This is a genomic window from Streptomyces sp. NPDC127114 (genome assembly GCF_042677525.1).
GTDB lineage: Bacteria > Actinomycetota > Actinomycetes > Streptomycetales > Streptomycetaceae > Streptomyces.
In genome coordinates this window covers 56,112-80,442 of the sequence record NZ_JBHXTJ010000004.1, presented here as the reverse complement: position 1 = coordinate 80,442, position 24,331 = coordinate 56,112, and the positions used below count along the sequence as shown (strand labels likewise).

Sequence of the window (24,331 nt, the reverse complement as noted above, 5' to 3'; positions counted from 1 at the left end):
TCACCACATGGACGCCGCCCGCTCGCCGCGCATCCCGGCCCTCGCCCTCGTGCCGGTCTGGGTGCTGACCCGGCTCGGCATGCTGTACCTGCTGGTGCAGGACGGCATCGGCGTCAGGAACGTCAACGACGAGGTGGAGTTCCTCTATCCGCGCTGGGCCCTCCAGCTGGCCGACGGCTCCTTCCCGGTCGACGACGTCACGTGGCAGTACCCGCCGGGCGCGGGGCTGCTGTTCCTGTCCCCCGAGCTCCTGCCGTTCCTGGACTACTTCGCGGCCTTCCTCGTCCTCACCTTCGCCGCCGACGCGCTGGTCGCGCTGGCGCTGGCCCGGCCGGGCCGGCGGCCCGCGGGTGTCTGGCTGTGGACGGCCGGTCTGCCGCTGCTCCTGAACGTGCCGCACGGCCGGTTCGACATCCAGGTGACCGCCCTCGCCGTCCTCGCGCTGCTGAGCAGCCGGCGCAACCCGCGCCTGGGCGGGGCGCTCGCCGCGCTCGGGGCCCTGGTCAAGGTGTGGCCGCTGCTCACCCTGCTGGGCCTGGAACGGGGTCGTACCGGCAGGGACGCGTGGCGGTCCGCCGCCGTGACCGCGGCGGCGCTGCTCGCCGTCCTCGCCCTCGCCTTCCGGCACAGCTTCGACTTCCTCCAGCAGCAGGGCGCCCGCGGAGTGCAGATCGAGTCCCTGGGCGGCACCGTGCTGGGGCTGATGCGGGCGTCGGGAGCGCCGATCGGGATCGAGTCCCGTTACGGGGCCCTGGAGTTCAGCGGTCCGCAGGTGGGAACGGTGGCCCAGCTGTCGCTGCTCCTGACGGCCGCCGCCTTCGGCTGGCTGATGTTCTGGCGCGGCCGGGCCTCGCGGTGGACGGAGGCCACGCCGTTCGACGCGGCCCTCGCCGCGGTGCTGCTCTTCACCGTCACGAGCAGGGTGATCAGCCCTCAGTACATGGTCTGGCTGCTCGGACTCGCGGCGGTCTGCCTCACCTCCCGGTGCACCACCCAGCGGCCGGTGGCCTGGGTGCTGCTGGCCGCGACGGGCGTGACGGCGCTCGCCTTCCCCACCTACTACCTGGAGGTCATGCAGGGTACGGCCCTGGGCAACACGCTCATGGTCGTCCGCAACGGCCTGCTGCTCACGGCTGCCCTGCTGTCCTGCCACCGCCTGTGGCGCGAGACGACGGCCCCGGCGTACCCGGCGGCCGAGGCGGACTCGGCGTCCCGGGCGGACCCGGCGGTTCCCGCCTGCACGGCCCCACTGGCGGGTGCCGACCTCAGCCGGCAAAGTGCCGCGGATCAAATGTGACGTGAAGACAGCTGACGGCGGGCGTGGGGATCGTGCCCCTCGCCCGCCGTCGGCCTGCCGTGGCCGTCGCGTCAGTCGTACGGGATGACCACGACGGCCGTGTCCGTGCCCGTCTGGAGCCGGGAGTCGGCGTTGCCGATCGCGCTCCACACCTCCAGGCGCACGGTGCCGTTCGCCAGGTTGCCCAGGCCGCCGGTGGCGCTCTTGAGGCCGCGGGTCTGGTTGTACTCCTCCCAGCCCTGGATCGGGTCGGTCGCGAAGTAGTGGTACGTCTCGGTGCGGTCGAAGGTGCCGTCGCCGGTCAGGTCGTAGCTGATCCGGACCTGCTGGCCGAGGCCGACGGCGGTGCCGGCGTCCACCGGGAGGCGGAACGTGGTCGTGCCGCCCGGCCTGAGCGTGCCGTTGACGCCGCGGACCTCGTAGACGAGCGGCTTGTACGGGGTGCCGTCGTGGTTGGTGCCGCCCGCCGACGGGATGGTGTCGCTGCCCGGGGTGCCGCCGGTGGCGGTGGTGAGGACGCCGCCGGAGCGGAGCCGGAAGGTGTTGCCGGTCGAGGGCTGCGGGTCCGGGTCGGTGGCCGTGCCGGTGCCGGTGGCGGTGGAGCGCGCGGGCACGTTCAGGGTCTTGCCGTCGGAGAACGTGACGGTGCGGGCGGCGGAGCCGTGGTTGTGGGCCACGTAGGTGCGGACGCCGGCCTTGGAGAAGACGGCCGAGGTCGGGATGTCGCCGGTCACCGAGGTGTCGGGGGCGCCGAGGGCGGCGAGGCTGGTGATCCAGTGGTAGGTGTGGGCCCTGGACTCGCCGGCTTCCGGGGTGTACGCGCCGTTGCCGGCGTCCCACTTCGTCTTCGCCGCCGCCGGGTCGGCGAGCGACTGGAACTCCCAGAGGATGTCGCGCCACTCGACGGCCGGGCCGCCGTTCTCGCGTTCCATCTCGGCGATGTTGCGGCGGATCGCCTCCTTGTGTCCGCCGAGGTGGAGCGATCCGCCGGTGACCGGCAGCACGTTGATGCCGTGGATCTCCTCGGGGTTGGCGGTCCACCAGGTGGCGTAGGCGGCGCCGCTGCCCCACACCATGCCCGCGGTGTCGTGGCCGAAGGAGGCGGGGAAGACCTGCTGGTCGGCGTCGAACCAGTACTGGGCGATCGCCTCGCCCTCGGTCGCGAGCAGATAGCTGCCGAGGTCGCGCAGCGTGGTGTCGCCGGTGGCCGAGCCCCACAGGACGAGGGCGGCGCTCAGGTTGGTCGACTCCGAGGACGACTCCTGGTTGTTGCCGGCGGCGAAGCCCTGGTGTCCGGAGGCCCAGCTGTGGCCGGCGTAGACGTCGAAGCCGCGCAGGAAGGGGAAGGCGCCGTCGGTGCGGGCGGGGTTGGCGGTGTCGCGGACGAGGGTCCTGACCATGCCGCCCCAGGCGGAGTCGGCGGCCCAGCCCGGGTCGTACTGGGCGACGATCGCGGCGGCGTACACGTAGTAGCCGTAGTGGAAGTGGTGGTCGTTGAGCTCGGTGTCGCTGCCGTACGAGGCGGGGTAGCCGGTGAGGGTCTTCCACGCCGGGTCGTACGAGAACTCGTTCGCGCCGCCCGCGGTGAACCAGTCCTGGAGCCGGCCCCTGAGGAGGGAGAGGAGCCGGTCGCGGGTCGCGGTCTCGCCGATCTGGTCGGCGAGCGGGACGAGTTGGGCCAGCTTGCCGAGTGCCTTGCCGGTCCAGTAGGTGTCCACGGCTCCGGAGAACGGGTCGGAGGCGTAGGCGGCCTCGTTGAGCCGGGCGCGCAGTGCGGCGGTGTCGATGTCCGCGGTGCGGGGCAGACCGGGGAGGACCGGCGCCGCCTTCTGGACGGTGGTGAAGGAGGCCGCCTCGCGGACCTTCATGGTGCCGCGCGGGGAGACGTAGGTGTACGGGGTGAGGGCGTCGGTGGTGTGGAGCCACTGGTGCCGGTAGAGGGCCTGGAGGGTGCCGCGTTCGGTGCCTTCCCTGGCCTCGGTGGTGAGGGTGTAGGTGGCGCGGACGGTGCCGCCTGCGGTGCTCCAGTCGACCCGGGATCCGGTGACGAAGCTGAAGGCGTACTTCTTGAAGGTGGCGAGGGCGTCGGTGGAGGGCAGGACGGCGAGGGAGAAGTAGTTCCTGCCGCCGAGTGCGGTGCTGACGGTGGTGCCGGAGACGTTCCAGTCGGTGCCGGTCGGCGCGAACAGGGCGTAGTGGTGGCCGGCGACGGTGATGCCGAGGACGTTGCCCTGGTCGGCGAAGACGGTGGGCGTGCTCGCGGTGGTGATCTGGGCGTTGCCGCCGCTGCCCTGGGCGTACACGAACGGGCTGCCGTGGCCGATGGTGGTGCGCAGGGTGCGGGTGCCGTCGGACCAGTAGGGCGTGACGGTCCAGTCGGACCAGGCGTCGGCCTTGGTGTCGGGCGAGTTGAGGCCGGTCAGGCCGAGGGTGAGGTCGCGCTTGTGGGCGAACTCGTACTGGCGGCCCTCGCCGACGATCGCGGGGCTCGTCGGGTAACCGATGTCGAGGCCGCCCGCGGTGGCCTGGTAGGTGAGCGGGTGGCCGTACATGGGCGTGGAGTACGGGTTGTCGCCGTAGCGCTGGAAGGCGAGCGAGGACCACCAGTCGTTGGTGGGCACCGGCTTGCCCTGGGCGGCGGGGGTCACCTTGGGGGTGACGGGCGCGCCGGTGTTGGTGGTGGGTCCGGAGGTTCCGGCGGGCCGGGTGTCGGAGTAACTGCCGGCGCCCACGGGGACGGTGGCGGCCGCGGCGGGCGACGCGGCCGGTCCCAGTCCGGCCGCTGCCAGGGCGGCGGCGAGGACCAGCGCGGCGGCTGGGCGCGGGTGGGGGACTGCCATGGGGAACACCTCGTGTCGTCACGTGTGGGGATCGAGGGGGCGGGGGCAGTGCGGAGTGCGGTGGGTCGTGTCCGCGACTCGTAGCCGAGAGCGCTCTCAGGTCGCCGGAAACGTAAGACTCCCGAAACACGAGTGTCAATACATGGTGCAGGACCGGAAGTTGAGGCCGATTCCAGCCCGTTACGTCTTCGAGTCTTGACGGGACAGCCGCGTCGCGGGCACGCTCCCCTCGCATGTTGAGAGCGCTCTCAATCACGCGTTCTCGTTCGATCCGGAGCCAAGGGAGGCTTCCCATGCCCACTGCCCGAGCCGCCAGGAGAGCCGCCGTCCGCCTGGGGACGGTCGCTCTCGCCGGGGCCCTGCTCGCCGCGTGCGGGGGTTCGACGGAGGGTGCCTCCGACAGCGCGGGCGGAGAGGTCACGATCACCGTGGACCTGTTCGGTTCCTTCGGCTACAAGGAGGCCGGTCTCTACGCCGAGTACGAGAAGCTCCACCCCGGCGTCACCATCAAGCAGACCGACACCGAGGACGAGGCCGACTACTGGAAGTCGCTGCAGACCCGGCTGGCCGGCGGTGGCGGTCTCGCCGACGTCCAGGCCGTCGAGGTGGGCCGGATCGCGTCCGTCGCCCAGCAGCAGAGCGACAAGTTCGAGGACCTGCGCAAGCACGGCGCCGACAAGCTCAAGGGCGAATTCGCCGAGGCCAAGTGGGCGGCGGCCACCGGCAGGAACGGAGAGGTCCTGGGCCTGGGCACCGACGTAGGCCCGGAGGCGATGTGCTACCGCACCGACCTCTTCGCCAAGGCCGGGCTGCCCACCGACCGCGAGGAACTCGCCACCAAGTGGTCGACGTGGGAGGGCTACCTGGAGCTCGGGCGGCAGTACAAGGCGAAGGCCCCCGCGAAGAGCGCCTGGCTCGACAGCGTCGGCAGCCTCTACTCCGTGATGATCGGTCAGCAGAAGGAGCGCTACTACGACGCCTCCGGCAAGCTGATCTGGGAGACCAACCCGGCCCTCAGGACCGCGTGGGACACCTCCGTCACGGCCGCGCGGGACGGACTCAGCGCCAAGCTGGACCAGTGGTCGCCGCAGTGGAACCAGGCGTTCGCCGCCGGCTCCTTCGCCACCCTGCCCTGCCCCGCCTGGATGCTCGGCTACATCAAGGGCCAGGCCGGTGACGCCGGCAAGGGCAAGTGGGACATCGCCGCGCTGCCCGGCGGACCCGGCAACTGGGGCGGCTCGTACCTGACCGTGCCGCGCGCCGCGAAGCACAAGAAGGAGGCGTACGAGCTGATCACCTGGCTCACCGCGCCGGAGCAGCAGGCGAAGCTGTTCCTCAAGCAGGGCAGCTTCCCGTCCGCCACCAGCGCCATCACGAAGATCTCCGGCGCGACGGACCCGTACTTCTCGGGCGCGCCGATAGGGAAGATCTTCGGCGAGGCCGCCGAGGCCGCCCCGGTGCAGGTCCTCGGCGTGCACGACCAGAACATCGCCCAGCAGATCACCAACGCCCTCGGCGAGGTCGAGCGCAAGGGCACGGCGCCCGAGCAGGCCTGGGCGAACGCGAAGAAGGGCGTCGAGAACACCATCGGCTGACCGGCCGCCGCCGGCCCGCCGTCCGCCCCCTCCTGCCGACCAGCCGCCTCCCGCCCGGTCCGGGACGCCCGCCCCGCCGCCGGACCGGGCGGGAGGCCACTCCCCCCGGCACCGACACCTCCCGAAGGGCCGCATCGTGACCCTGACCGCACCCACGAGACCCCTTGCCCCGAGCCGTCCGCCCGCGGCACGGCGCGCGTGGCAGAAGCTCTCCCCGTACGCCTACATCGCCCCCTTCTTCACCCTGTTCGCCGCCTTCGGGCTCTTCCCGCTGCTCTACACGGCGTTCGTGTCGCTGTACCGGGTCGAACTGCAGACACCCGGCGACATGGAGTGGCGCGGGCTCGGCAACTACGCCGCGCTGCTCGGCGACACGTTCTTCTGGACCTCGCTGCGCAACACCTTCACCATCGGGGTGCTGTCCACCGTGCCCCAGCTGGTGATGGCCCTCGGCCTGGCGCACCTGCTCAACTACAAGCTGCGCGGGCGGACCTTCTTCCGTACCGCGATGCTGCTGCCGTACGCGACCTCGGTCGCCGCCGCCACCCTCGTCTTCGCGCAGCTCTTCGGCCGCGACTTCGGTCTCGTGAACTACGTCCTGGGGCTCGTGGGGATCGGGCCGGTCGACTGGCAGACCGGCACGACGGCCTCCCAGATCGCCGTCTCGTCCATCGTCATCTGGCGCTGGACCGGCTACAACGCGCTGATCTACCTGGCGGGCATGCAGTCCATCCCGCACGAGCTGTACGAGGCCGCGGAGATGGACGGGGCGTCGCGGTGGCGGCAGTTCTTCCACGTCACGCTGCCCGGACTGCGGCCCACCATCGTCTTCACGGTCGTCGTCTCCACGATCGGCGCGACCCAGCTGTTCGGCGAACCGCTGCTCTTCGAGGGTTCCGTCTCGGGCGGCATCTCGCACCAGTACCAGACGCTCGGGCTCTACCTGTACGAGCAGGGCTGGGGCTTCTTCCACCTGGGACGGGCCGCCGCCATCGCCTGGGTGATGTTCCTGCTGATCCTGCTGGTCGTCGGCGTCAACGCCGCGATCGCAGGGCGTCGTTCACGCAAGGAGGCCGGCCGATGACCGCGCTCGCCGATCCGCCGGTCAGCCGTCCGGCCCCCGACGTGCCCGCCAGGACCCCACGCCGTCGCCGCTCGGGCGCCGGGCGCACGATGCGGGGCGGGAAGCTCGCGTACGCGGTCCTCGTCCTCGCCGTGCTCGTCTCGGCCTTCCCGTTCTACTGGACCGTCGTCGCCGCGAGCCGCTCCAACGCCGACCTGGCCCAGGTGCCGCCGGCCCTCCTGCCCGGCCCGAACCTCCTGCGGAACTTCGAGGCGGTGGTGGAGGAGGCGGACATCGGCAAGGCGCTGCTCAACTCCCTCGTCGTGTCGGGCTCGATCACCCTGGGCACGGTGCTGTGCTGCACGCTCGCCGGGTTCGCCTTCGCCAAACTGCGCTTCCGCGGCCGCGGGGCCCTGCTGGCGATCACCATCGGCACGATGATGATCCCCCCGCAGCTGGGCGTCATCCCGCTGTTCATGCTCATCGCCGAGCTGCAGTGGGTGAACCAGCTCCAGGCCGTCATCCTGCCCGGACTGGTCTCCGCCTTCGGCGTGTTCTTCATGCGGCAGTACCTCGTGCAGTCGCTGCCGGACGAACTGATCGAGGCGGCCCGGGTCGACGGCGCGTCCACCGCCCGGATCTTCTGGTCCATCGTCGTGCCCGTCGCCCGGCCCGGCATGGCGGTGCTCGGCCTGCTGACGTTCATGGCCGCCTGGAACGACTTCTTCTGGCCCGTCGTGGCCCTCTCCTCCTCCGAGCCGACCGTCCAGGTCGCCCTGCGGCAGCTCGGCGGCGGATACGTGAACGACCAGTCCGTGATCATGGCGGGCACCCTGCTCGGGACCCTGCCCGTGCTGCTGGTCTTCGGCCTGCTCGGCCGGCAGATCGTCGGCGGGATCATGCAGGGCGCGGTCAAGGGCTGACCCCCTCCCCCTCGTCTTCTCCTCTCTCGCCTCCTTCTGTCTCGCGATCCGCTCACCTTCCTGGGAGTTCCCTGCTCATGACCGTGCTCGAGACACGCCCCGACACCACCGCCATGCTCCGGTTCCCGGCCGGGTTCCGCTGGGGCACCGCCACCGCCGCGTACCAGATCGAGGGTGCCGCCGCCGAGGACGGCCGTACCCCGTCCATCTGGGACACCTTCAGCCGCACGCCGGGCAAGGTCCGCAACGGCGACACCGGCGACATCGCCGCCGACCACTACCACCGGCTGAGCGACGACGTCGCGCTGATGCGGCGGCTCGGCGTGACCGACTACCGCTTCTCGATCGCGTGGCCGCGCGTCCAGCCGGCCGGCCGGGGCCCTGCCGTCCAGAAGGGCCTGGACTTCTACCGGCGGCTCACCGACGAGCTGCGTGAGGCCGGCATCCGCCCGGTGGCCACCCTCTACCACTGGGACCTGCCCCAGGAGCTGGAGGACGCGGGCGGCTGGCCGCAGCGGGAGACCGCGTACCGCTTCGCCGAATACGCGGGCCTCGCCGCCGAGGCGCTCGGCGAGCGCGTCGCGACCTGGACCACCCTCAACGAGCCCTGGTGCGCGGCCTTCCTCGGCTACGGCAACGGGGTGCACGCGCCGGGCCGTACCAGCGCCGTCGACTCCCTGCGGGCCGCCCACCACTTCAACCTGGCCCACGGCCTGGCCGTGCAGGCGCTGCGCGCCGCGCTCCCCGGGCCGGCCGAGGTGTCGCTCACGCTCAACCTCCACGCGGTACGGGCCCACAGCGACGCGCCGGAGGACCTCGACGCGGCACGTCGGATCGACGCCGTCGGCAACCGGATCTTCCTCGATCCGGTCTTCCACGGCCGGCTTCCGCAGGACCTCGTCGCCGACACCGCGGCGGTCACCGACTGGGCCTTCGTCCGGGACGGGGACCTCCGGACGGCGTCCGCACCCGTCGACTCGCTCGGCATCAACTACTACTCCCCCACCGCCGTCGCGGCCGGCAGCTCGGAGTCGCCCTCGCCGTGGGCGGGCGCGGAGCGGCACGTGCGCTTCGTTCCCGTTCCCGGCCCGCGGACGGCCATGGACTGGCCGGTCGACGCCGACGGGCTGCACGAACTCCTCGTCCGGCTGCGGGACGAGCTGCCGGACGTGCCGCTGGTCGTCACCGAGAACGGCGCCGCGTACGACGACTACGCCGACCCCTCGGGGCAGGTGAAGGACCCTGAGCGGGTGGCCTACCTGCACGCCCATCTGGCGGCCGTGCACCGCGCGATCGAGGACGGGGCCGACGTCCGCGGGTACTTCCTGTGGTCCCTGCTCGACAACTTCGAATGGGCCTACGGCTACAGCAAGCGGTTCGGCATCGTCCACGTCGACTTCGCGACCCAGCGCCGGACGTTCAAGGACAGCGCCCGCTGGTACGCGGACGTCATCGCGCGGGGAGGGCTGCCGGCCTGACCGTGGAGGGGCTACGGGCATGGCGGCGGGCTCTCAGAACTTGCCCATGTGGCGGGCCGTGCGGTGGCCCAGTCGATCGGTGAGTCCGGCGACGAACTCGTCCGACAGCGGCGGCCATCCCCAGAACTCGAAGGCCAGGGCTCCGAGCGCGTACTCGTCGGGCCACTGCCAGCCGGTGACCGGTGACGCGGTGCCGCAGGCGCCGCACGTGACGAGCGTGGCCTCGCCGGCGCCGGTCGCCTCCCAGGCCTCGACGGCGGCGCGGAACGGTGCCCAGACGGTCTCGTCGGGCTCGAAGGAGGCGGGGTAGTCGATGAAGGTGGTGCGCGTGGCGCAGTGCGGGCAGACCGCGTACTCCGCGTCGTCCTCGCCCTGGCCGCCCACGTGGTGGTGGCGGCCGGTGACGACGGCGAGCGGGCCCGGTTCCCAGCCGTCGTGCACGACGGCCTCGGCCCAGCGGGGGCCGGGCACGTGGCCCTCGTCCGCGTAGAGGCTGTACATGCGGTCGCCGTCGGTCTCGCGGGTCACGACGCCCTCGGCGACGAGCCAGTCGATCGCCCGGGCCGCCGCCTCGCCGGCCTCCTCCTGCGTGACCTCCAGGTCGACGACCCGCTCGAAGTAGTCCCCCAACGCCCCTGGCTCCTCTCGTGCCCGCCGGGCCGGTCCCGTACCGGACTCGGCGGGTTCCCACTGTGCCATCCCGCACTGACAGCCGGTCAGCCCGTCGGCCCGTCAGCGGCCCGCTGTCAGCTGTCAGCTGTCAGCTGTCAGCTGTCACTCCACAGGCCAGGTGTGGGCCGGGGCGTTGAGGTGCATGAAGTCGATGTACTGGAGGGTCATGCGGCGCAGGGCCGCGGGCCGGTCCAGGTGGGCGATGTCGTGGAGGTGGTGGAAGGTCTCCGACTGCCACACGGCTCCGTTGCGGGCGCTGACGCAGCGCTGTTCGACGATACCGAGGAGCGGTTCGCGCCAGCTCGCGTCCAGGCCGAGCGCCTCCAGGCCCCGGTGGGCGAGCGGGAGGAGCCGGCGCAGGACCAGTTCGGTCGCGGGCACCTGGCCGGTTCCGGGCCAGAAGAGTTCGGCGTCGATGCCGCGGCGGGCCGCGGAGTGGAGGTTCTCCTCGGCGGCGGCGAAGGACATCCGGGACCACACGGGCCGGTCCTCGTCGACGAGGGCGCGGACGAGGCCGTAGTAGAAGGCGCCGTTCGACATCACGTCGGCGACGGTCGGTCCGGCGGGCAGCACGCGGTTCTCGACGCGGAGGTGCGGAACGCCCTCGACGACCGCGTAGACGGGGCGGTTCCAGCGGTAGATCGTGCCGTTGTGGAGGGTGAGTTCGGCGAGGTGGGGGATCTCGCCGCGGTCGAGGGTCTCCTCGGGGTCCTCGTCGTCGCACAGCGGCAGGAGTGCTGGGAAGTAGCGGGTGTTCTCCTCGAAGAGGTCGAAGACGCTCGTGATCCAGCGCTCGCCGAACCACACCCGGGGTCTTACGCCCTGGACGCGGATCTCGTCCGGCCGGGTGTCGGTGGCCTGCTCGAACAGCGGTATGCGGGTCTCGCTCCACAGCTCCTTGCCGAACAGGAAGGGCGAGTTCGCGGCGAGTGCGACCTGGACGCCGGCGACGGCCTGGGCGGCGTTCCAGTGGGCGGCGAACTCCTCGGGTGCGACCTGCAGGTGGAACTGGGTGCTGGTGCAGGCCGCTTCCGGCGTGATGGTGTCCGCGTAGGTGCGCAGCCGTTCCACGCCGTCGACCTCGATGAGGAGGTCCTCGCCCCGTGCGGCGAAGATCTGGTCGTTGAGGAGGTGGTAGCGCGGGTTCTCGGACAGGGCGTCGCGGTTCACGTCCTCGCGTTCGAGGGTCGGGAGGGTGCCGATCATGACCAGGTGCGCGCCGATGGCGGCGGCCCGGGCCTCGGCGTGGTTCAGGGCGTCGCGGATCTCGCCCTCCCAGGTGTCGGGGCCGCCCGCGGTGAGCCGGCGGGGCGGGATGTTGATCTCCAGGTTGAACCGGCCGAGCTCGCTCGACCAGGCGGGATCCGCGATGGCCTCGAGCACCTCGGTGCTGCGCATGGCGGGCCGGGCCGTCTCGTCGACCAGGTTGAGTTCGATCTCCAGGCCCACGCGTGGCCGCTCGGTGTCGAAGCGTGACTCCCGCAGCAGCCGGGCGAAGACGTCGAGGCAGGCGTGCGTCCTGTCGCGGAACCGGCGACGGTCGTCACGGGTGAACGTCAGCGCCGGGACGTCGCGTCCCATGGATCCTCCCGGGGCTCGCGTCGGAGGTCTCTCGTCGGAGCGGATCCTTCTCCCTTCAGCGTGCCACCCTCCCGCCGCCCGCGCCCGGTGCGGGTCCGCCCGGGCGGACGCCCCGCGGGGCAGGCCGGCAAGGGGCCCGCCGGCGGGGCCCGGGCTGCCACAATGGCGGCGACCAGGGAACATGAACGGCGATGAGGGGGAGCACGCATGGTCGTGCTGATCTTGAGCGGTGTCCTCGTGCTCGCGCTCGCGGGCTGCGTCTGCGTGGTGTGGGCCGCGCGCGGCGGCCCGCGCTGGGTGCGGGCGGTGGCCGCGGTGACGCTGGGCGCGGGCGAACTCGTACGGGGCGCGCAGCGTGCGAACCGCACGTCGAACCCGAATCGGCTGGGCGACGGCGGACGGGACGGCGGTGGTGAGTGACACGGCGGGGGTCAGTGGGACTGCTGCGCCGCGGCCCGGGGAGGGCGACACGACGGATCATCGCTTCCTCGGCATACCGGAGCTGACGGGCGTCCCCCGGGTGGCCGTCGTCGTCGACGTGATGCGCGCGTTCACCGTGGCCGCGTGGGCGTTCGCGCGCGGCGCGGAGCGCATCGTGCTCGCCGCGTCGGCGGACGAGGCGCTGGCCTTGAAGGCGGACCGGCCGGGCTGGCTGGCGCTGAAGGACGGCGCTCCGGCGGAGGGCTTCGACGCCGTGAACTCGCCGGGGCACATCAGCGCGGCCGATCTGACCGGGCGCACGGTGGTGCAGAAGACGACGGCGGGAACCGTCGGCGCGCTCGCGGTCGCCGACGCGGAGCTGGTGCTGTGCGCGAGCTTCGTGGTGGCGGGGGCGACGGCCGGGGCACTGCGGAGCGTGACCGGCCCGGTGACCTTCGTCGTCACCGGTGAGGACGGCCTGGCCGACGAGGACCGGGCCTGTGCCGAGTACATCGCCGAGCGGCGCCGCAGGGGGCCGGGCGCCGATGCGGAGCCGTACGTGCGGCGGGCGCGGGAGTCCCGCGCGGCGCACGAGCTGGCCACGGGCGTGCGGGGGGACCACCGGGCGGTGCACGAGCGGGACGTCGACCTCTGTCTGGAGGTCGACCGCTTCGGGTTCGCGATGGCGGCGCGCCGCGAGGGACCGCTGATGGTGCTCCGGCCGGTCACGGACGGCGACACGTAGGACCGGTCGCTACGGAGTGTCGGGACGCCCTCTAGGACGCCCGCTCGTCCCGTCGCGCGTCGCCCGGTTCGCGGACCGGGCGACGCAGGAGGTACGCGGCTGCGGGGACGATCAGGGTGAGCATGCAGGCGATGAAGACGAGGCCCGCTCCTTCCAGACCGAGCGGGTCGGCGAGGAGGCCGACGCCGATGACCGGGATGGAGATTCCCGTGTAGGCGACGACGAAGAGCGTGGAGATCACCGCCGCCCGGCGGTCGGCCGGTGCCGCCTGGGCGACGGCGGACAGGGCGGCCCGGAAGGCGAGGCCCTGGCCGGTGCCGCCGACGAGGGCCGCGAGGACGACGAGGGCCAGCTGATCGGTGTACAGCGCCGCGGCGAGGAGGACCAGGCCGGTGAAGAGGACGGCGCAGCCGAGCGGCAGGGAGCGGGCGACGCCGACGCGGCCGACGGCGAGTTGTCCCGCGGTGGAGGCGAAGAAGGCGATCGCGACGACGAGACCGCTCACGGCGTGGTTGTCCACGTGGAGGTAGCGGGCGAGGAACGCCGGGCTGACCGACGTGAACACCCCGAACAGGGCGAAGCCCACGAACGCGGCGATCGACGCGGGCACGAACACGGCCCGCACCTGCGGCGGCAGGGCGGGGCGCTGCGGTCGCACGGTCGAGAGGGGCCGGCGTTCGGTGACGGTTTCCGGGAGCTTCAGCAGGACGAGGACGGAGGCGGCGACCAGGGCGAGGTGGACGGCGAAGGGCAGGAGGAGCGGTTCCGGCGCGTACTCGGCGAGCAGCCCGGCGAGCAGCGGCCCGCAGCCGAGCCCGCCCATGTTGGCGGCGGTGGCGACGAGCGTCGCGCGGGAGGCGCCGCCGGGCGGAGCCAGTTCCATGACGTACGCGGTGGCGGCGCCGGTGAACAGGCCGGCCGACAGGCCTGACAGGAGCCGTCCGGCGTACAGCCAGGTCAGGCCGTCGGCCAGCAGGAAGCACACGGCGCTCGCCGCCGCGAAGCCGAGGCCGCACAGCAGGGCCGGGCGTCTGCCGACGGTGTCGGAGGCGTTGCCGGCGAGGAGCAGCACGCCGATGACGCCGAAGGCGTACACCGCGTAGACGACGGTGACGGTCAGTTCGGAGAAGCCGTACTCCTGCTGGTAGAGCGGGTAGAGCGGGGTCGGCAGCGTGGTGCCCGCCATGCAGACGACGAACACCGCGCCGGCGAGCAGACACCGCAGCCACCCCTGACGATCACGCCCGCCGTCCGCGTCCTGGTCACCGCCGCCGTCTCCGTGATCGCGCATGGCGCCGACCGTAACCCCGTCGCCCGGGCGGGAGCGGTCGGCGCACCGGGGTGCCGGTCGGCTCCCCCGGTCGGCCGTTCAGGCGGTACGGGCGTGCAGCTCCTGGGCGGTGAGGAGGTACAGCTCCGCGTCGAGCCAGAGCCGTACGGCCGCCTCGGGGCCCTGGCCGGTCAGGGCCGCCGGTATCGCGCGCAGGTGCGCGGCGGCGGTGGTCAGGCCGATGCGGGCCAGGCCGGCCGCCGCGTCGTCGAGGGCGGTGCGGGCGCCTTCGGGCAGCCGGCGCAGGCCGTGGACAGTCGCGGCGGACAGGGCGGCGAGGCCGGACTCCAGGGCGGCGGTGACCGGATCGCCCGGTACGGGGTGGGAGGTCGGGCCGAGGGGTGACGTGGGGGCCGGGGGCGCGAGGTCGGGGACGAGGACGCCGTCGCCGGTGAGTGCCGCGATCGGGTCGAGCACGAGACCGTCGCCTGCGGCGCGGACGGTGCAGCTGAGGTGGCGCAGGACGCCGTGCTCGCCGCGCAGGGCGGCGGCGAGCGCGTCGAGTCCGCCGGGCGCGTACGGGTTGTGGGGCGCGGCCACCGTGGCCGGTGTGCCGTGGGCGTCGCGGACCGTGGCGGTGAGCTGCTGGCGTGCCGGGTCGTAGCCGATGTCCTCGACCGCGTGGATCTCGACCACGCGGACCGTGTCGGCCTCGATGCGGGGGCGTAGGAAGCGGGGCGGCAGCTCGCGCAGTGCCGCGGCGTGGGCGGCGAAGTCCCGTACGAGCAGCGGCTCGGGGAGCTCGGCCCAGGACGCGCCGACCGGGGTCACGCTCGTGGCGGCCAGCCTGCCGCCGCCGATGGAGACGGTGCGTCCCGGTGTGCGCGAGGCGCTCTCGCTGACCAGGTTGCCGGTGGCGACGGCGCGCAGGGTGGTGCCCAGGAGGCGGCGTGCGGCCAGGTCGTGTCCGGCCGGCTCCTGGCCTTCGGCCAGGGGCCAACGGCGGCGCAGCACGAGCGCGATGCCGGCTCCGCCGTGGGCGAGGAACACCTCCGCCGTGCGGTCGGCCGGGGTGCCGGAGACGCGGCAGCCGAGGGCGGTGAGCCGGACCCGGCGCAGCGGGGTGTCGCCCCGCTCTCCGGTGCCGAGGACCTGCGCCTCCGCGAGTCCTCCGCCGCCGGCCCGGGTCCGGGCGTCGAGCTCGGCGAGCAGGGCGGCCAGCTCCTCGGCGCGGAAGCGGGCGCCGCGCTCGGCGTACTGCCCGACCTGGACGGCGATGTCCGTGAGGATGCCCGCAAGCCAGTGCAGGGCGGCTGCGGACAGCTCGTCGCGGATCCGGCCGACCGTGGCCGTGAGGACGGGGCCGGTGTGCGCGGCGCCGTCGAGGAGCAGTTCGGCCGCGAGGGAGCCGGCCGAGGCCAGGGCGGCGGCGCGGGCCGCCGTGACCGTACGGCCGCCGACGTCGACCTGGCGCGGCGGGTCGCCCGGGCTCGCCTCGAGCGCGGCGCGGAACGCCCACACGGCGAGCGCGATCGACTCGCCGCGCAGGGCGTCGGCGGCGTCCGTGACGGCGTGGGCGACCCCGTCCCGTACCGGGAAGCGGACGGTGCACGTGGGCAGTTCGGCGACGGCGGCGGGCTCGTCGGGCGTGGGGTGGCGCAGGCGTGCGGTGTAGCCGCGGGCCAGGGTGCGGCGGGCGGTGGCCATGGCGCGGGCGCCTACGGCGGCGGTCAGTGTCTCGTCGTCCGTGGCACCCGGGGACCAGGGTTGCCACGGCGGCGGTGGCGTGTCCGGTCGGGTGCCGTCGGCGTGGCCTCCACCGGCGCTGTCGCCGGTCTGCGGAGGGAGGGTGTGGGCTCTCTGGTGGGCGAGGACGAGGCCGAGGAGATGGCGGCAGACGCCGGGCGCGCCGCAGCTGCACACGCCCTGGTCGAGTCCCGCGGCGGGTGCGAGGGAAACGGTGGTGCCGTCGGGGAAGGCGCCGGTGAGGGCGCCCTCGGGGCCGGTGGTGACGGTGGCGCCCGCGCCGGCGTCGAGGTCCTTGGCGGCGCGCTTGACGAGTCCGCGGTTGGCGAGCGCGGCGAGGGTGGTGGTGTCCAGGGCGAGCAGGTCGGTTCGGGTCATCGGCCGAGCCTCTCCGCGACGAACTCGGCGAGTTGGCCGGGTGACATGGCGCCGACGTGCGCGCCCGCGTCGGCGAGGCGCTGGGCGGTCTGCCGGTCGTAGGCGGGCCGGGCCTCCTCGTCGAGGGCGGCGAGTCCGAGCACGGTGGTGCCCTGTTCGACGAGCGCGCGGACGCCGCGCACCAGCCGGTAGGCGTCGCCGCCCTCGTAGAAGTCGGTCACGAGCGCGACGATGGCGCGGCGCGGGTTGTCGACGAGCCCGGTGCCGTACGCGACGGCGCGGGCGATGTCCGTGCCGCCGCCGAGCTGTACCCGCATGAGGAGCTCGACGGGGTCGGTGACGTCGCTGGTCAGGTCGACCACAGAGGTGTCGAAGGCGACCAGGTGGGTCTTCAGCCCGGGCAGTCCCCACAGGCTCGCGGCCGTCACGGCGGAGTGGATGACGGAGTCGGCCATGGAGCCGGACTGGTCGACGAGGAGGATCAGCTGCCACTGCTCCAGGTGCCGGCGGGTGCGGGAGTGGAAACGCGGACGCTGGATGAGCAGCCGGCGCTCTTCGGGCCGGTAGTGGGCGAGGTTGGCTCGGACGGTGCCGTGGAAGTCGAAGTCGCGGGCGAGGGCGAGACGGCTGGGGCGGCGCGAACGGGTGCCGGTGAAGGAGCGGCGCACCTCGGGCGTGAGCCGCTCCATGAGGCGCCGCACCACGGTCTCGACGATGCGGCGGGCGAGGCGCAGCACCTCGGGGTTCATCAGGTGCTTGGTGCGCAGGACCGCCTTGAGGAGCGCCTGGTCGGGTTCCACGCGTTCGAGGACGGCCGGGTCGGTGACGATCTCGTGGATCTCGTAGCGCTCGACGGCGTCCCGCTCGAGGCGCTCCACGGTCTCGCGGGGGAAAAGGCGGTGGATGTCGTCGAGCCAGTCCACGGGCGTCACGGCGGAGGCGCCGTCGCCGCCCTCGCGGCCGGTGCCGCGCACTCCTCGACGGGCCTGCTCGGCGTCACGGCCGTACAGCCAGTCGAGGGCCGCGTCCCGGGCGGCGGCGGTGGCGCCGAGGGGCCCGGTGTGGCGCTCGGCGGGCGCGCCGAGGATGAGCCGCCACCGCTCCAGGCCTTCGTCGGCGGCCGGGGTGGCGTTCGCGGGCGTCATCGGGTGGCTCCGAGGCCGAAGCGGTCGAGGGTGCGTGACACGTGGTCCTCCAGTTCCCGTGCCCGTGCGACCAGCAGCGGGTCGGCGGCGGTGCGGAGAAGGGCGCGGGAGGAGCCGCGCAGTCCGCGGCGTTCGATCAGGCGGGCGGCGATCTGCTCCCGTTCCGCGGGCGGGAACCAGGCGAAGGCGTCCCGGAGGGAGGGCAGGGCGACGAGGAAGTCGGTCTCCGTCATGGCGGCCACGAGCTCGTCGAGGGCCGCGACGAGCGGCCCGCGCTGCCCCGGCGTCGCGCCGAGCTCTTCGCGGGCGACGGCGAAGAGACCGGTGAGCCAGTCGCCGAGGACGCGCGGCTCGCTGACGGCCCGTACGGCGACGGCGGGTTCGGCGTGCTCCGGCGCCTGCCGTCGGGTGTCCGGGTCGTCGTCGGTGCCCCGCCCGGCGGTGTGCTGTGCCGTGTCCAGGACGCGGCACAGTCCGAAGGCCGCGCCCCGCAGGTCCGGGGGCGCCAGGGCGTCGCGGCTGACGCGCCGGAACACGTCGACGGCGGCCTCGCGCGGCACGGTGAGGAGGGTGTCGGCGTGGAGGTAGGCGTCGCGGACCGCGGCGAGGGCGCGCAGCCGCTCGCGGTCGGGGCCGGTCGAGGCCGTCGCGCCGCCGGTGCCTTCGACGAGCCAGAGCACGCGGGACACGGCGGTGTCGACGACGGCGCCCAGCAGCGGGTCGCGGGCCACCCCGTAGACGCGGTCGTGTCGCCAGAGGCCGAGCGCGGTGGCGAGGGCCGTGCCCAGCGGGCCCGGCCGGGCGGCCCCGCCGAGGCCCGACCGCAGTCGGGCGATCAGGGGCCCGGCCAGCTCGGTCGCGCCGCACACCACGGCGTCGAACAGGACGTCGGCCAGGCGTCCGCAGTCGGTTCCGGCGGCCGTGGCGTGGTCGCCGAGGGCCACGACGGCCGCCTCGTCGAGCCGGGCGCCGAAGCCGCCGGCCTCGATCAGCGCGGCCTCGCGGCCCGCCGGCGGACGTGGTTCCCAGCGCTCCTCGACGACCGGGTCGGTGCCGTGCGACGGGCCGGAGACCCGCTCGTGTCCGGGGACGCCGAGCACGCGCAGCCGGTGCAGGACGCGGCTGCGCTCGCGCCCTGACGGTTCGGTCAGGCGGGCCGTCACGGGCCGGCCGGTGTCGAGCCCGAGGGCGGCGAGCCGGGCCGTCACGTCGTGGACGAGCGGCGGGACGGGGGTGTCCGGGTGGAGTCTGCCGACCCGGTCGCCTCCGCACGCCGCCACCATCTCCACCACGACCGGGTGCGATCCGGGCCGCAGCGGGCCGCGCCGGGTCCAGGGCAGCGGTTCGTCGAGGGCCTCCGTGACCAGCGCTCCGGCGAGCGCGTCGAGCAGGTCGAGGCGGGCGGGGCCGGGGTGTCCGCGCAGGGCCGCGAGCGCGAGCGCCGAGGTGCGTGCGGCGACGAGGGAGGCCGTCGACACGGGATGGCCGCGGTCCCGCAGGCGTCCGACGACCGACCGCACGAGCCGGTCGCCCGCCGCCTCCCGGCCGTCCTCCCAGAGCCATTGGTGGTACGCGGGCGAGGGCATGCCCGACTCGTAGCCGGCGAACGCGTCGAGCTGACGGAAGGAGTAGGGCACGAGGAAGCTGCCCGTGACGGCGTCCTCGGGCGCGGCGGGCACCTCGGGCCAGGTCCCGTCTCGGCTGCCGGTGTCCGGGCCGTCGGTGGGCGGTCGTTCGGCGAGGCGGCGGATCGCGGGGCGGTGGAACCCGCCGGTGACCACCAGGACCGGCCGGTCACCGGCGGCGGCGCGCGCCGCGCGGACCCACGAGGCCATGTACTCCTCGCGGGCCCGGTCCGACGCGTCGGTCTCGGTGTCGCCGCGGACGACGTCGAAGTACGTCTCCAGGCGGGCCGTCAGGTCGGCGGCGTCCGGGTCGGCCTCGGCCATCCGGTCCCACAGGGCGTCCACCGAGTCCACGCCGAAGCGGCGGCAGAGCCGGGCGGTCGCGTCGGCGTAGCGCGCCTCGGCGTCCGCGTACCGGTTGGCGCGGCCCTCGAACGCGGGGTGCCAGGCGGGCAGGTCGATGAACCGGACCTCGGCCCCGGCGGCCCGGCCCCGCGTGAGGGCGATCCACTCGGGCGAGTAGTCGCACAGCGGGGTCCAGGAGGTCGCGGCCCGCTCCGCGTCGCGGTAGTGGCTGAACACGGCGACGGGCAGCTCGTGGCCGAGCAGCAGCTCGTCGAGGCGCCCGTTGAGGTCGGACGGGCCCTCGACCAGCACGTGCGCGGGCCGCAGTTCCTCGATGGCGCGGGCGACGAGGCGGGCGCAGGCGGGTGAGTGGTGGCGCACGCCGAGGTACGTGACGGTCATCAGCCCGCCAGCAGGTGCCGGGCCGCGTGCAGCGCCTTCCACTGGGCGCCGCGCCGCCCGGAGACCCGCTGCTCCAGGTACCGGCGCAGCCGGGCCAGGTCCTCGGGGCTGTCCTTGGCGGCCGTGCCCGCGAGGCAGGTGACGACGTCGGCCGCGTCGCCGGGCTCGCCGCGCAGGAACCAGCCGCGGACGCCGACCGCGTGGGCGACGGAGACCGCCTCGGCGGTGCTCATGACGGCCGAGAGCCGGTCGGTGCCGCCGCCGTCGTGGGCGGCGCCGGAGCGCAGTTCGCGGAAGGTGGTGACGAGGACTTCGAGGACCTCCCGGTCGGGTGCCACGGTGACGCCCGAGCGGCGCAGCAGGGCGGTGGCCTCCGCCTCGACGAGGGCGATCTCGGTGTCGAGGTCCGTGATGGGGAAGACGGTCTCGAAGTTGAAGCGGCGCTTGAGGGCGGCGCTCATCTCGTTGACGCCGCGGTCGCGGGTGTTGGCGGTGGCGATCACGTTGAACCCCTGCCGGGCGAAGACCATGCCCTGCGGGCCCTCGAGCTCGGGTACGGCGACGACCCGTTCGGAGAGCAGGGAGAGCAGGGAGTCCTGCACTTCGAGCGGGCAGCGGGTGATCTCCTCGAAGCGGACGAGGCGTCCTTCCGCCATGCCCTTCAGCATGGGGGCCGGCACGAGCGAGCGCTCGGAAGGGCCTTCGGACACGAGGAGGGCGTAGTTCCACGAGTACTTGATGTGGTCCTCGGTGGTGGCGGCGCCGCCCTGGACGACGAGCGTGGAGTCGCCGGACACGGCCGCCGCCACGAGTTCGGACAGCAGGGACTTGGCGGTGCCGGGTTCGCCGACGAGCATGAGGCCGCGGTTGGTCGCCAGGGTGACCAGGGCGCGCTCGACGAGCGCGGTGTCGCCGACGAACTTCCGGCTGATGCCCGCTTCGTGGTCGCCGATGACGAACCGGCGGGCGGCGCGCAGGCTCAGCTGCCAGCCCGGCGGGCGCGGGTCGGTGTCGGCGGCGCGCAGGGCGGCCAGCTCCTCGGCGTGGCGGACCTCGGCGGGCGGGCGCTGGAGTCGCTGCTCCTGCTCGGGGAGGGCGGTCACGAGGTCAGCTCCGTGAGGTCGGCGAGGATTTCGGAGACGGTCACGGGGTCGAGGTCGGCGAAGCGCAGCGGGTACGCGCGGGAGGCCCAGTGGTCGCCGGGCTGCTTGTCGAGCCAGACGGTGTCCAGCTTCTGGTCGGGGAACTCGCTGATGAGGCCGACGGCGATGCCCGGGTCCAGCTCGATGACGAGATGGCGCTCGGGACCGAGCCGGCGGGAGAACCAGCGCTCCACGCCGGCGTCCTGGGGCTCGCCCCGCTCCCAGCCGCGCTTCTGCAGGCCGAGGAGCTTGCCGACGGGGACGGTGACGCCTTCGAACCGGGTGAGCCGGGCGCCCGCGGCCTCCTCCTCGGTCGCCGTGTGCACGGGCCGGCCCAGCTGCGGGAACGGCTGGACGATCTCGTAGTCGGCGAACAGCTCGGCCCAGCCGTCGAGTTCCTCCGTGAGGTGCAGCGGGTGCGGCAGGGTGACGGTGGCCGAGTCCGCGACGCTCACGGTCTCGTCGTCCACGTCCGCGTAGGTCCGGTCCTCGGCGATGCGGAAGGCGAGGCCGCGGCCCTCGTGCTCGGCGTGCCAGACCAGCCGGCGCGCGAGGTGCCACACCAGCGGGTGCTCGACGAAGAGCTGACGGAACTCGGCTCCGGTCCAGGAACGGCCCTGGACCATCGCCGACTCCAGACGCCGCACCTGGTCGGCGGCGACGGAACGGACGTCCTTCTTGAGGGTCATGAACCGCTTGCGCTCGGCGGTGGCGCGTTCCGTCTCGTCGCGCACGCCCGGCTTGGGCAGGTCCTTGAGGCGGCTGCCGGCCTCGTCGCGGACGTACGGCTTGAGCTGCTCGTCGAAGCCGACGGTGAAGCGCCGGGTGCCGTAGTCCACGACGGTGCTGCCGTCGGGGTCCAGGCCGAGGTCGGGCACCAGCCGGTCGGCGAGCTGCTCGCCGGTCAGGCCGAGTTCGGCCGCGACGTCGGCGATCTTCTCCTGGGCGCGCTGCTTGAGGGCCTTGAACTTCACCCGCTGGGAGATGCCGTGAAGGTGCACGAGGGCCGTGTCGGTGCCGATCGCGGCGAGCACGTCGAGCCCTTCGACGGCGCGCTGGTGGGCTCCTTCGCCGGGCCAGGCGCGGATGACGGGGGTCAGCGCGCGCACGGTGTCGTCGTCGCCGAGCCAGCCGAGCGCGTGCAGTGCCCAGGCCTCCTTGGGCGGCATGCCGACGATGCGCCACTCCTCGAACAGCGCCCAGGCGAACTCGGCGAGCGACGCGGCTGTGCACAGTTCGCGCAGCCGGGCGACGCCGGGGTAGGGCGCGCCGGGCTTGGAGACGGCGAGCATGGTCAGGACGTGACCGACGGCCTGGGCGGGGAGGGCGGCGCCGCCGTTCCGCAGGCGCGGGCGGGGCAGCACCCGCGGCTCGGCCCAGGCGACGGGCTTCGGCATCCGGGCGGGCAGGGCGGTCACCAGCGGGTCGGAGGCGAGGAGGGTCTCGACCGCCGCGGCGGCCTCCTCGCCGTACTCCTTCGCCGCGGTGCGCACGCTGTCCGCTCCGTGGGTGGCGGCGACGGCCCGCAGCGCGCCTTCGGCGGCCGTCCTGGCGGGTCCCGGGGCGCCGACCGCGTCGGGCACGAGCAGCCGGGCGGCGTCCGCGCCGTGCCGGGCGAACCAGCCGCGGGCGGTGCGTCCGGCCGTCTTGAGGCGGTGCAGCCAGTCCGCCATCAGGCGGGCCACCTGGGTGTCGAGGAAGGGCAGCAGGATCGGGGCCAGGTGAGTGGGCTCGCGGGTCGCCATGCGGAGCGCGGCCGGCAGGGCGGCGAGTTCGTGGGCGGCGATCATCGGCTTGAAGACGTTCGCCCCGTCGTAGGAGTAGTCCAGGCCCTTCCACTCGGCGAGGAAGGGTCGGACGGCCTCGGCGGGGCCGTGGGTGAACACGCCGACGGCGTGCCAGTCCGGGAGGGTTCCCTTGCGGAGCGCTTCGAGCAGTTTCTCCATGGGCTGGTACGGCTGCCAGCCGCTGACCCAGGACTCGGCGCGGGCCCAGCCGGCCCGTTCCTCGGGCAGCCAGTCGATGCGGGAGACCGCCGGGGGCACGAGTCCTTCGACGACCTTCGGCTTCACGGTGGTGCGCTTCGCGGTCCACGGCGGGCTGGTGAGCAGCGCGGGCAGGGCGTCCAGGGGTGCTTCGTCAGCCGGATCGGGTCCCTCGGTGAGCGGCCGTACGGTCTCGGCGACGTCCGCGGGGAGTTCCGGGAGGACGTCGAGCACGAGCTGCTGGTGGGCGGCCACGTGTGCGGCGAGCATCCGGCGGGCCGTGGCCGCGTGCGTGCCGGCGCCCTTCGCCGTCGCGGCGAGCAGCCGGAGCGCGCGGACGGGGAAGCGGCGGGCCGCGGCGGCGGCCGCGGCCCGCACGTGCTTGTCGCCGAGCCGGTCGAGGAGGGCCTGGAAGGCCTCGTCGACGGGGAGTTCGGCGAGTGCGCCGGCCATCGCCTTGGTGTCCTCGGTGTCGAGGTACGGCCGGTCGAGTTCGGCCGCGATCAGCGGGGCCGTCAGCGGGCCCACGGCGTCGGCGACGGTGGCCACGGTCGCGGCGGTCCAGCCGCGCCATCCGAGGTCGACGCGTCCTCCGTAGGCCGCGATGTGGGAGGCGGAGCCCACCGAGCAGAGCACCAGGTCCCGTACCCACAGGTGGGGGTGTTCGCGGACGGCCGTGTCGGCCAGGCACTCCTCGACCCAGTGCTGTTCGGTGGGGACGAGGTAGCCGACCGAGGCCTTGCGGCGGGGGCTGGTGCGGTGCTCGGCGAGGGCGGTGACGGCGGCGGCGTAGGTGTCGTCGTCCGTGACGGCGAGCAGGGCACGGACGCGGTCGAGGGCGAGATAGCCGGTGTGGCGCTGCCACTGGTTCTCGTGCTCCGGCGCGGTTTCGACACCGTAGGCGGTGGTCATGTTCGGCTGTTGCTTCCACTGCCGGCGGCACTCGAGGAGTTCGACGGCGGCGCACGCGGCGAACGGCAGGCCGTGGGCGCCGGCCCAGGCGTCGGCGAGCGCGCCGCGGTCCACCTCGTACAACAGGGTGCCGATCACGGCGGCGCCCCTGGGGTCGGGCCGGCCGGTCTCGTGGGCGCGGGCGGCGTCGACGAGACCGGCGTCGCTGTCGACGCCGGCGAGCCCGCGGTCGACGCTCACGGTGAACTGCGTGCGCCACTGCTGCAGGCGCGCGGCGCCGCCGTCCTCGACCGGGCGGACCGTGACGGGGGTCCCGCCGCGCCGCGGGCGGAGGTTCCGCTTCCATGCGGCGGGCAGCGTGAAGGTGTCCTCGTCGGGCCGTGCGAGCGGGGCCGCCACGTCGGTCCCGGCGGGTGCCGGGGCGGGCCCGCCGACCGTGGCGGCAGGCGTGCCGGGGGCATCGCCGACGGCGGCGTATCCCTTGCGCTCCTTCTCGCCGATGGTCCTGACCAGATAGGACTCGGCGGCGTCGACGCTCTCGAACTCCTTGACCCGGGTCTGGCCCGCCGTGCCGACACGCCCGAAGCGCACCGTCACCGACGTGCCGTCGACACCGGCCTCCCAGAACTTCGCCGAGCCGTCACCGGCATGCTCCCAACGCCGCACGGGCCCTCCCCTTGTGCACGAGATCAACTGCTCGCACAGTAACCAGCGGCACTGACAACGCCGCCGCCGACCGCCGGAAGCGGGCACCCGGCACCGGGCAC

16 protein-coding genes are annotated in these 24,331 nt (G+C 73.9%); 7 read left to right on the top strand and 9 right to left on the bottom strand.

Going from position 1 to position 24,331, the window contains the following annotated elements; all coding sequences use genetic code 11:
* Positions 1-7: 7 nt before the first annotated feature.
* The gene (locus ACFVGS_RS05860; RefSeq protein ID WP_385691141.1) at positions 8-1,297 is read left to right on the top strand and encodes a glycosyltransferase 87 family protein; all 1,290 of its coding nucleotides are present in this window, start codon (positions 8-10) and stop codon (positions 1,295-1,297) included.
* A gap of 71 nt (positions 1,298-1,368) precedes the next feature.
* On the opposite strand, the gene ACFVGS_RS05855 is transcribed toward ACFVGS_RS05860, so the two are convergent.
* Positions 1,369-4,137: a glycosyl hydrolase gene (locus ACFVGS_RS05855; protein ID WP_385690753.1), complete on the bottom strand. Its 2,769-nt coding sequence runs from the start codon at positions 4,135-4,137 to the stop codon at positions 1,369-1,371.
* Between the two features lie 293 nt (positions 4,138-4,430).
* Here ACFVGS_RS05855 and ACFVGS_RS05850 point away from each other — a divergent pair, with 293 nt between their 5' ends.
* From ACFVGS_RS05850 to ACFVGS_RS05835, 4 genes are all read left to right on the top strand, one after another.
* Complete coding sequence (locus ACFVGS_RS05850) at positions 4,431-5,732, top strand: extracellular solute-binding protein (protein WP_385690751.1); 1,302 nt, start codon at positions 4,431-4,433, stop codon at positions 5,730-5,732.
* A 136-nt stretch (positions 5,733-5,868) separates the two neighbouring features.
* Positions 5,869-6,816, top strand: coding sequence for a carbohydrate ABC transporter permease (locus ACFVGS_RS05845; protein ID WP_384412501.1), 948 nt, complete (start codon positions 5,869-5,871; stop codon positions 6,814-6,816).
* Positions 6,813-7,718: a carbohydrate ABC transporter permease gene (locus ACFVGS_RS05840; RefSeq protein ID WP_385690747.1), complete on the top strand. Its 906-nt coding sequence runs from the start codon at positions 6,813-6,815 to the stop codon at positions 7,716-7,718. The genes ACFVGS_RS05845 and ACFVGS_RS05840 overlap by 4 nt, the downstream gene beginning before the upstream one ends.
* A 77-nt stretch (positions 7,719-7,795) precedes the next feature.
* Positions 7,796-9,196 carry a GH1 family beta-glucosidase gene (locus ACFVGS_RS05835; protein WP_385690744.1) on the top strand — a complete coding sequence of 467 codons (1,401 nt, stop codon included), beginning with the start codon at positions 7,796-7,798 and terminating at the stop codon, positions 9,194-9,196.
* 33 nt (positions 9,197-9,229) lie between these two features.
* Here ACFVGS_RS05835 and ACFVGS_RS05830 read toward each other — a convergent pair whose 3' ends face one another.
* Together ACFVGS_RS05830 and ACFVGS_RS05825 are read right to left on the bottom strand one after the other, a co-directional pair.
* Positions 9,230-9,826 carry a hypothetical protein gene (locus ACFVGS_RS05830; RefSeq protein ID WP_385690741.1) on the bottom strand — a complete coding sequence of 199 codons (597 nt, stop codon included), beginning with the start codon at positions 9,824-9,826 and terminating at the stop codon, positions 9,230-9,232.
* 144 nt (positions 9,827-9,970) lie between these two features.
* A complete protein-coding gene (locus ACFVGS_RS05825) occupies positions 9,971-11,449 on the bottom strand; it encodes a glutamate-cysteine ligase family protein (RefSeq protein ID WP_385690738.1) in 1,479 nt (492 codons plus the stop codon).
* A gap of 207 nt (positions 11,450-11,656) precedes the next feature.
* Between ACFVGS_RS05825 and ACFVGS_RS05820 the strand changes: the two genes are divergently transcribed.
* Positions 11,657-11,869: a hypothetical protein gene (locus ACFVGS_RS05820; protein WP_385690735.1), complete on the top strand. Its 213-nt coding sequence runs from the start codon at positions 11,657-11,659 to the stop codon at positions 11,867-11,869.
* Positions 11,870-11,942: 73 nt separating this feature from the next.
* Entirely contained in the window at positions 11,943-12,614 is a 672-nt protein-coding gene (locus tag ACFVGS_RS05815; protein WP_385691139.1) for a 2-phosphosulfolactate phosphatase, read from the top strand.
* Between the two features lie 31 nt (positions 12,615-12,645).
* Here the strand turns inward: ACFVGS_RS05815 and ACFVGS_RS05810 are convergent, their stop codons facing one another.
* From ACFVGS_RS05810 to ACFVGS_RS05785, 6 genes are all read right to left on the bottom strand, one after another.
* Positions 12,646-13,905, bottom strand: coding sequence for an MFS transporter (locus ACFVGS_RS05810; RefSeq protein ID WP_385690732.1), 1,260 nt, complete (start codon positions 13,903-13,905; stop codon positions 12,646-12,648).
* Positions 13,906-13,983: 78 nt separating this feature from the next.
* The gene (locus ACFVGS_RS05805) at positions 13,984-16,008 is read right to left on the bottom strand and encodes a hypothetical protein (protein WP_385690729.1); all 2,025 of its coding nucleotides are present in this window, start codon (positions 16,006-16,008) and stop codon (positions 13,984-13,986) included.
* Positions 16,005-17,153 (bottom strand): VWA domain-containing protein, encoded by a 1,149-nt coding sequence (locus ACFVGS_RS05800; protein WP_385690727.1) that lies wholly within the window; start codon positions 17,151-17,153, stop codon positions 16,005-16,007. The genes ACFVGS_RS05805 and ACFVGS_RS05800 overlap by 4 nt, the downstream gene beginning before the upstream one ends.
* Positions 17,150-19,525: a DUF5682 family protein gene (locus ACFVGS_RS05795; RefSeq protein ID WP_385690725.1), complete on the bottom strand. Its 2,376-nt coding sequence runs from the start codon at positions 19,523-19,525 to the stop codon at positions 17,150-17,152. The genes ACFVGS_RS05800 and ACFVGS_RS05795 overlap by 4 nt, the downstream gene beginning before the upstream one ends.
* Entirely contained in the window at positions 19,525-20,628 is a 1,104-nt protein-coding gene (locus tag ACFVGS_RS05790) for an AAA family ATPase (protein WP_385690722.1), read from the bottom strand. The genes ACFVGS_RS05795 and ACFVGS_RS05790 overlap by 1 nt, the downstream gene beginning before the upstream one ends.
* Complete coding sequence (locus tag ACFVGS_RS05785; RefSeq protein WP_385690719.1) at positions 20,625-24,230, bottom strand: WGR and DUF4132 domain-containing protein; 3,606 nt, start codon at positions 24,228-24,230, stop codon at positions 20,625-20,627. Before ACFVGS_RS05785 ends, ACFVGS_RS05790 begins: the two co-directional genes overlap by 4 nt.
* Positions 24,231-24,331: the final 101 nt, after the last annotated feature.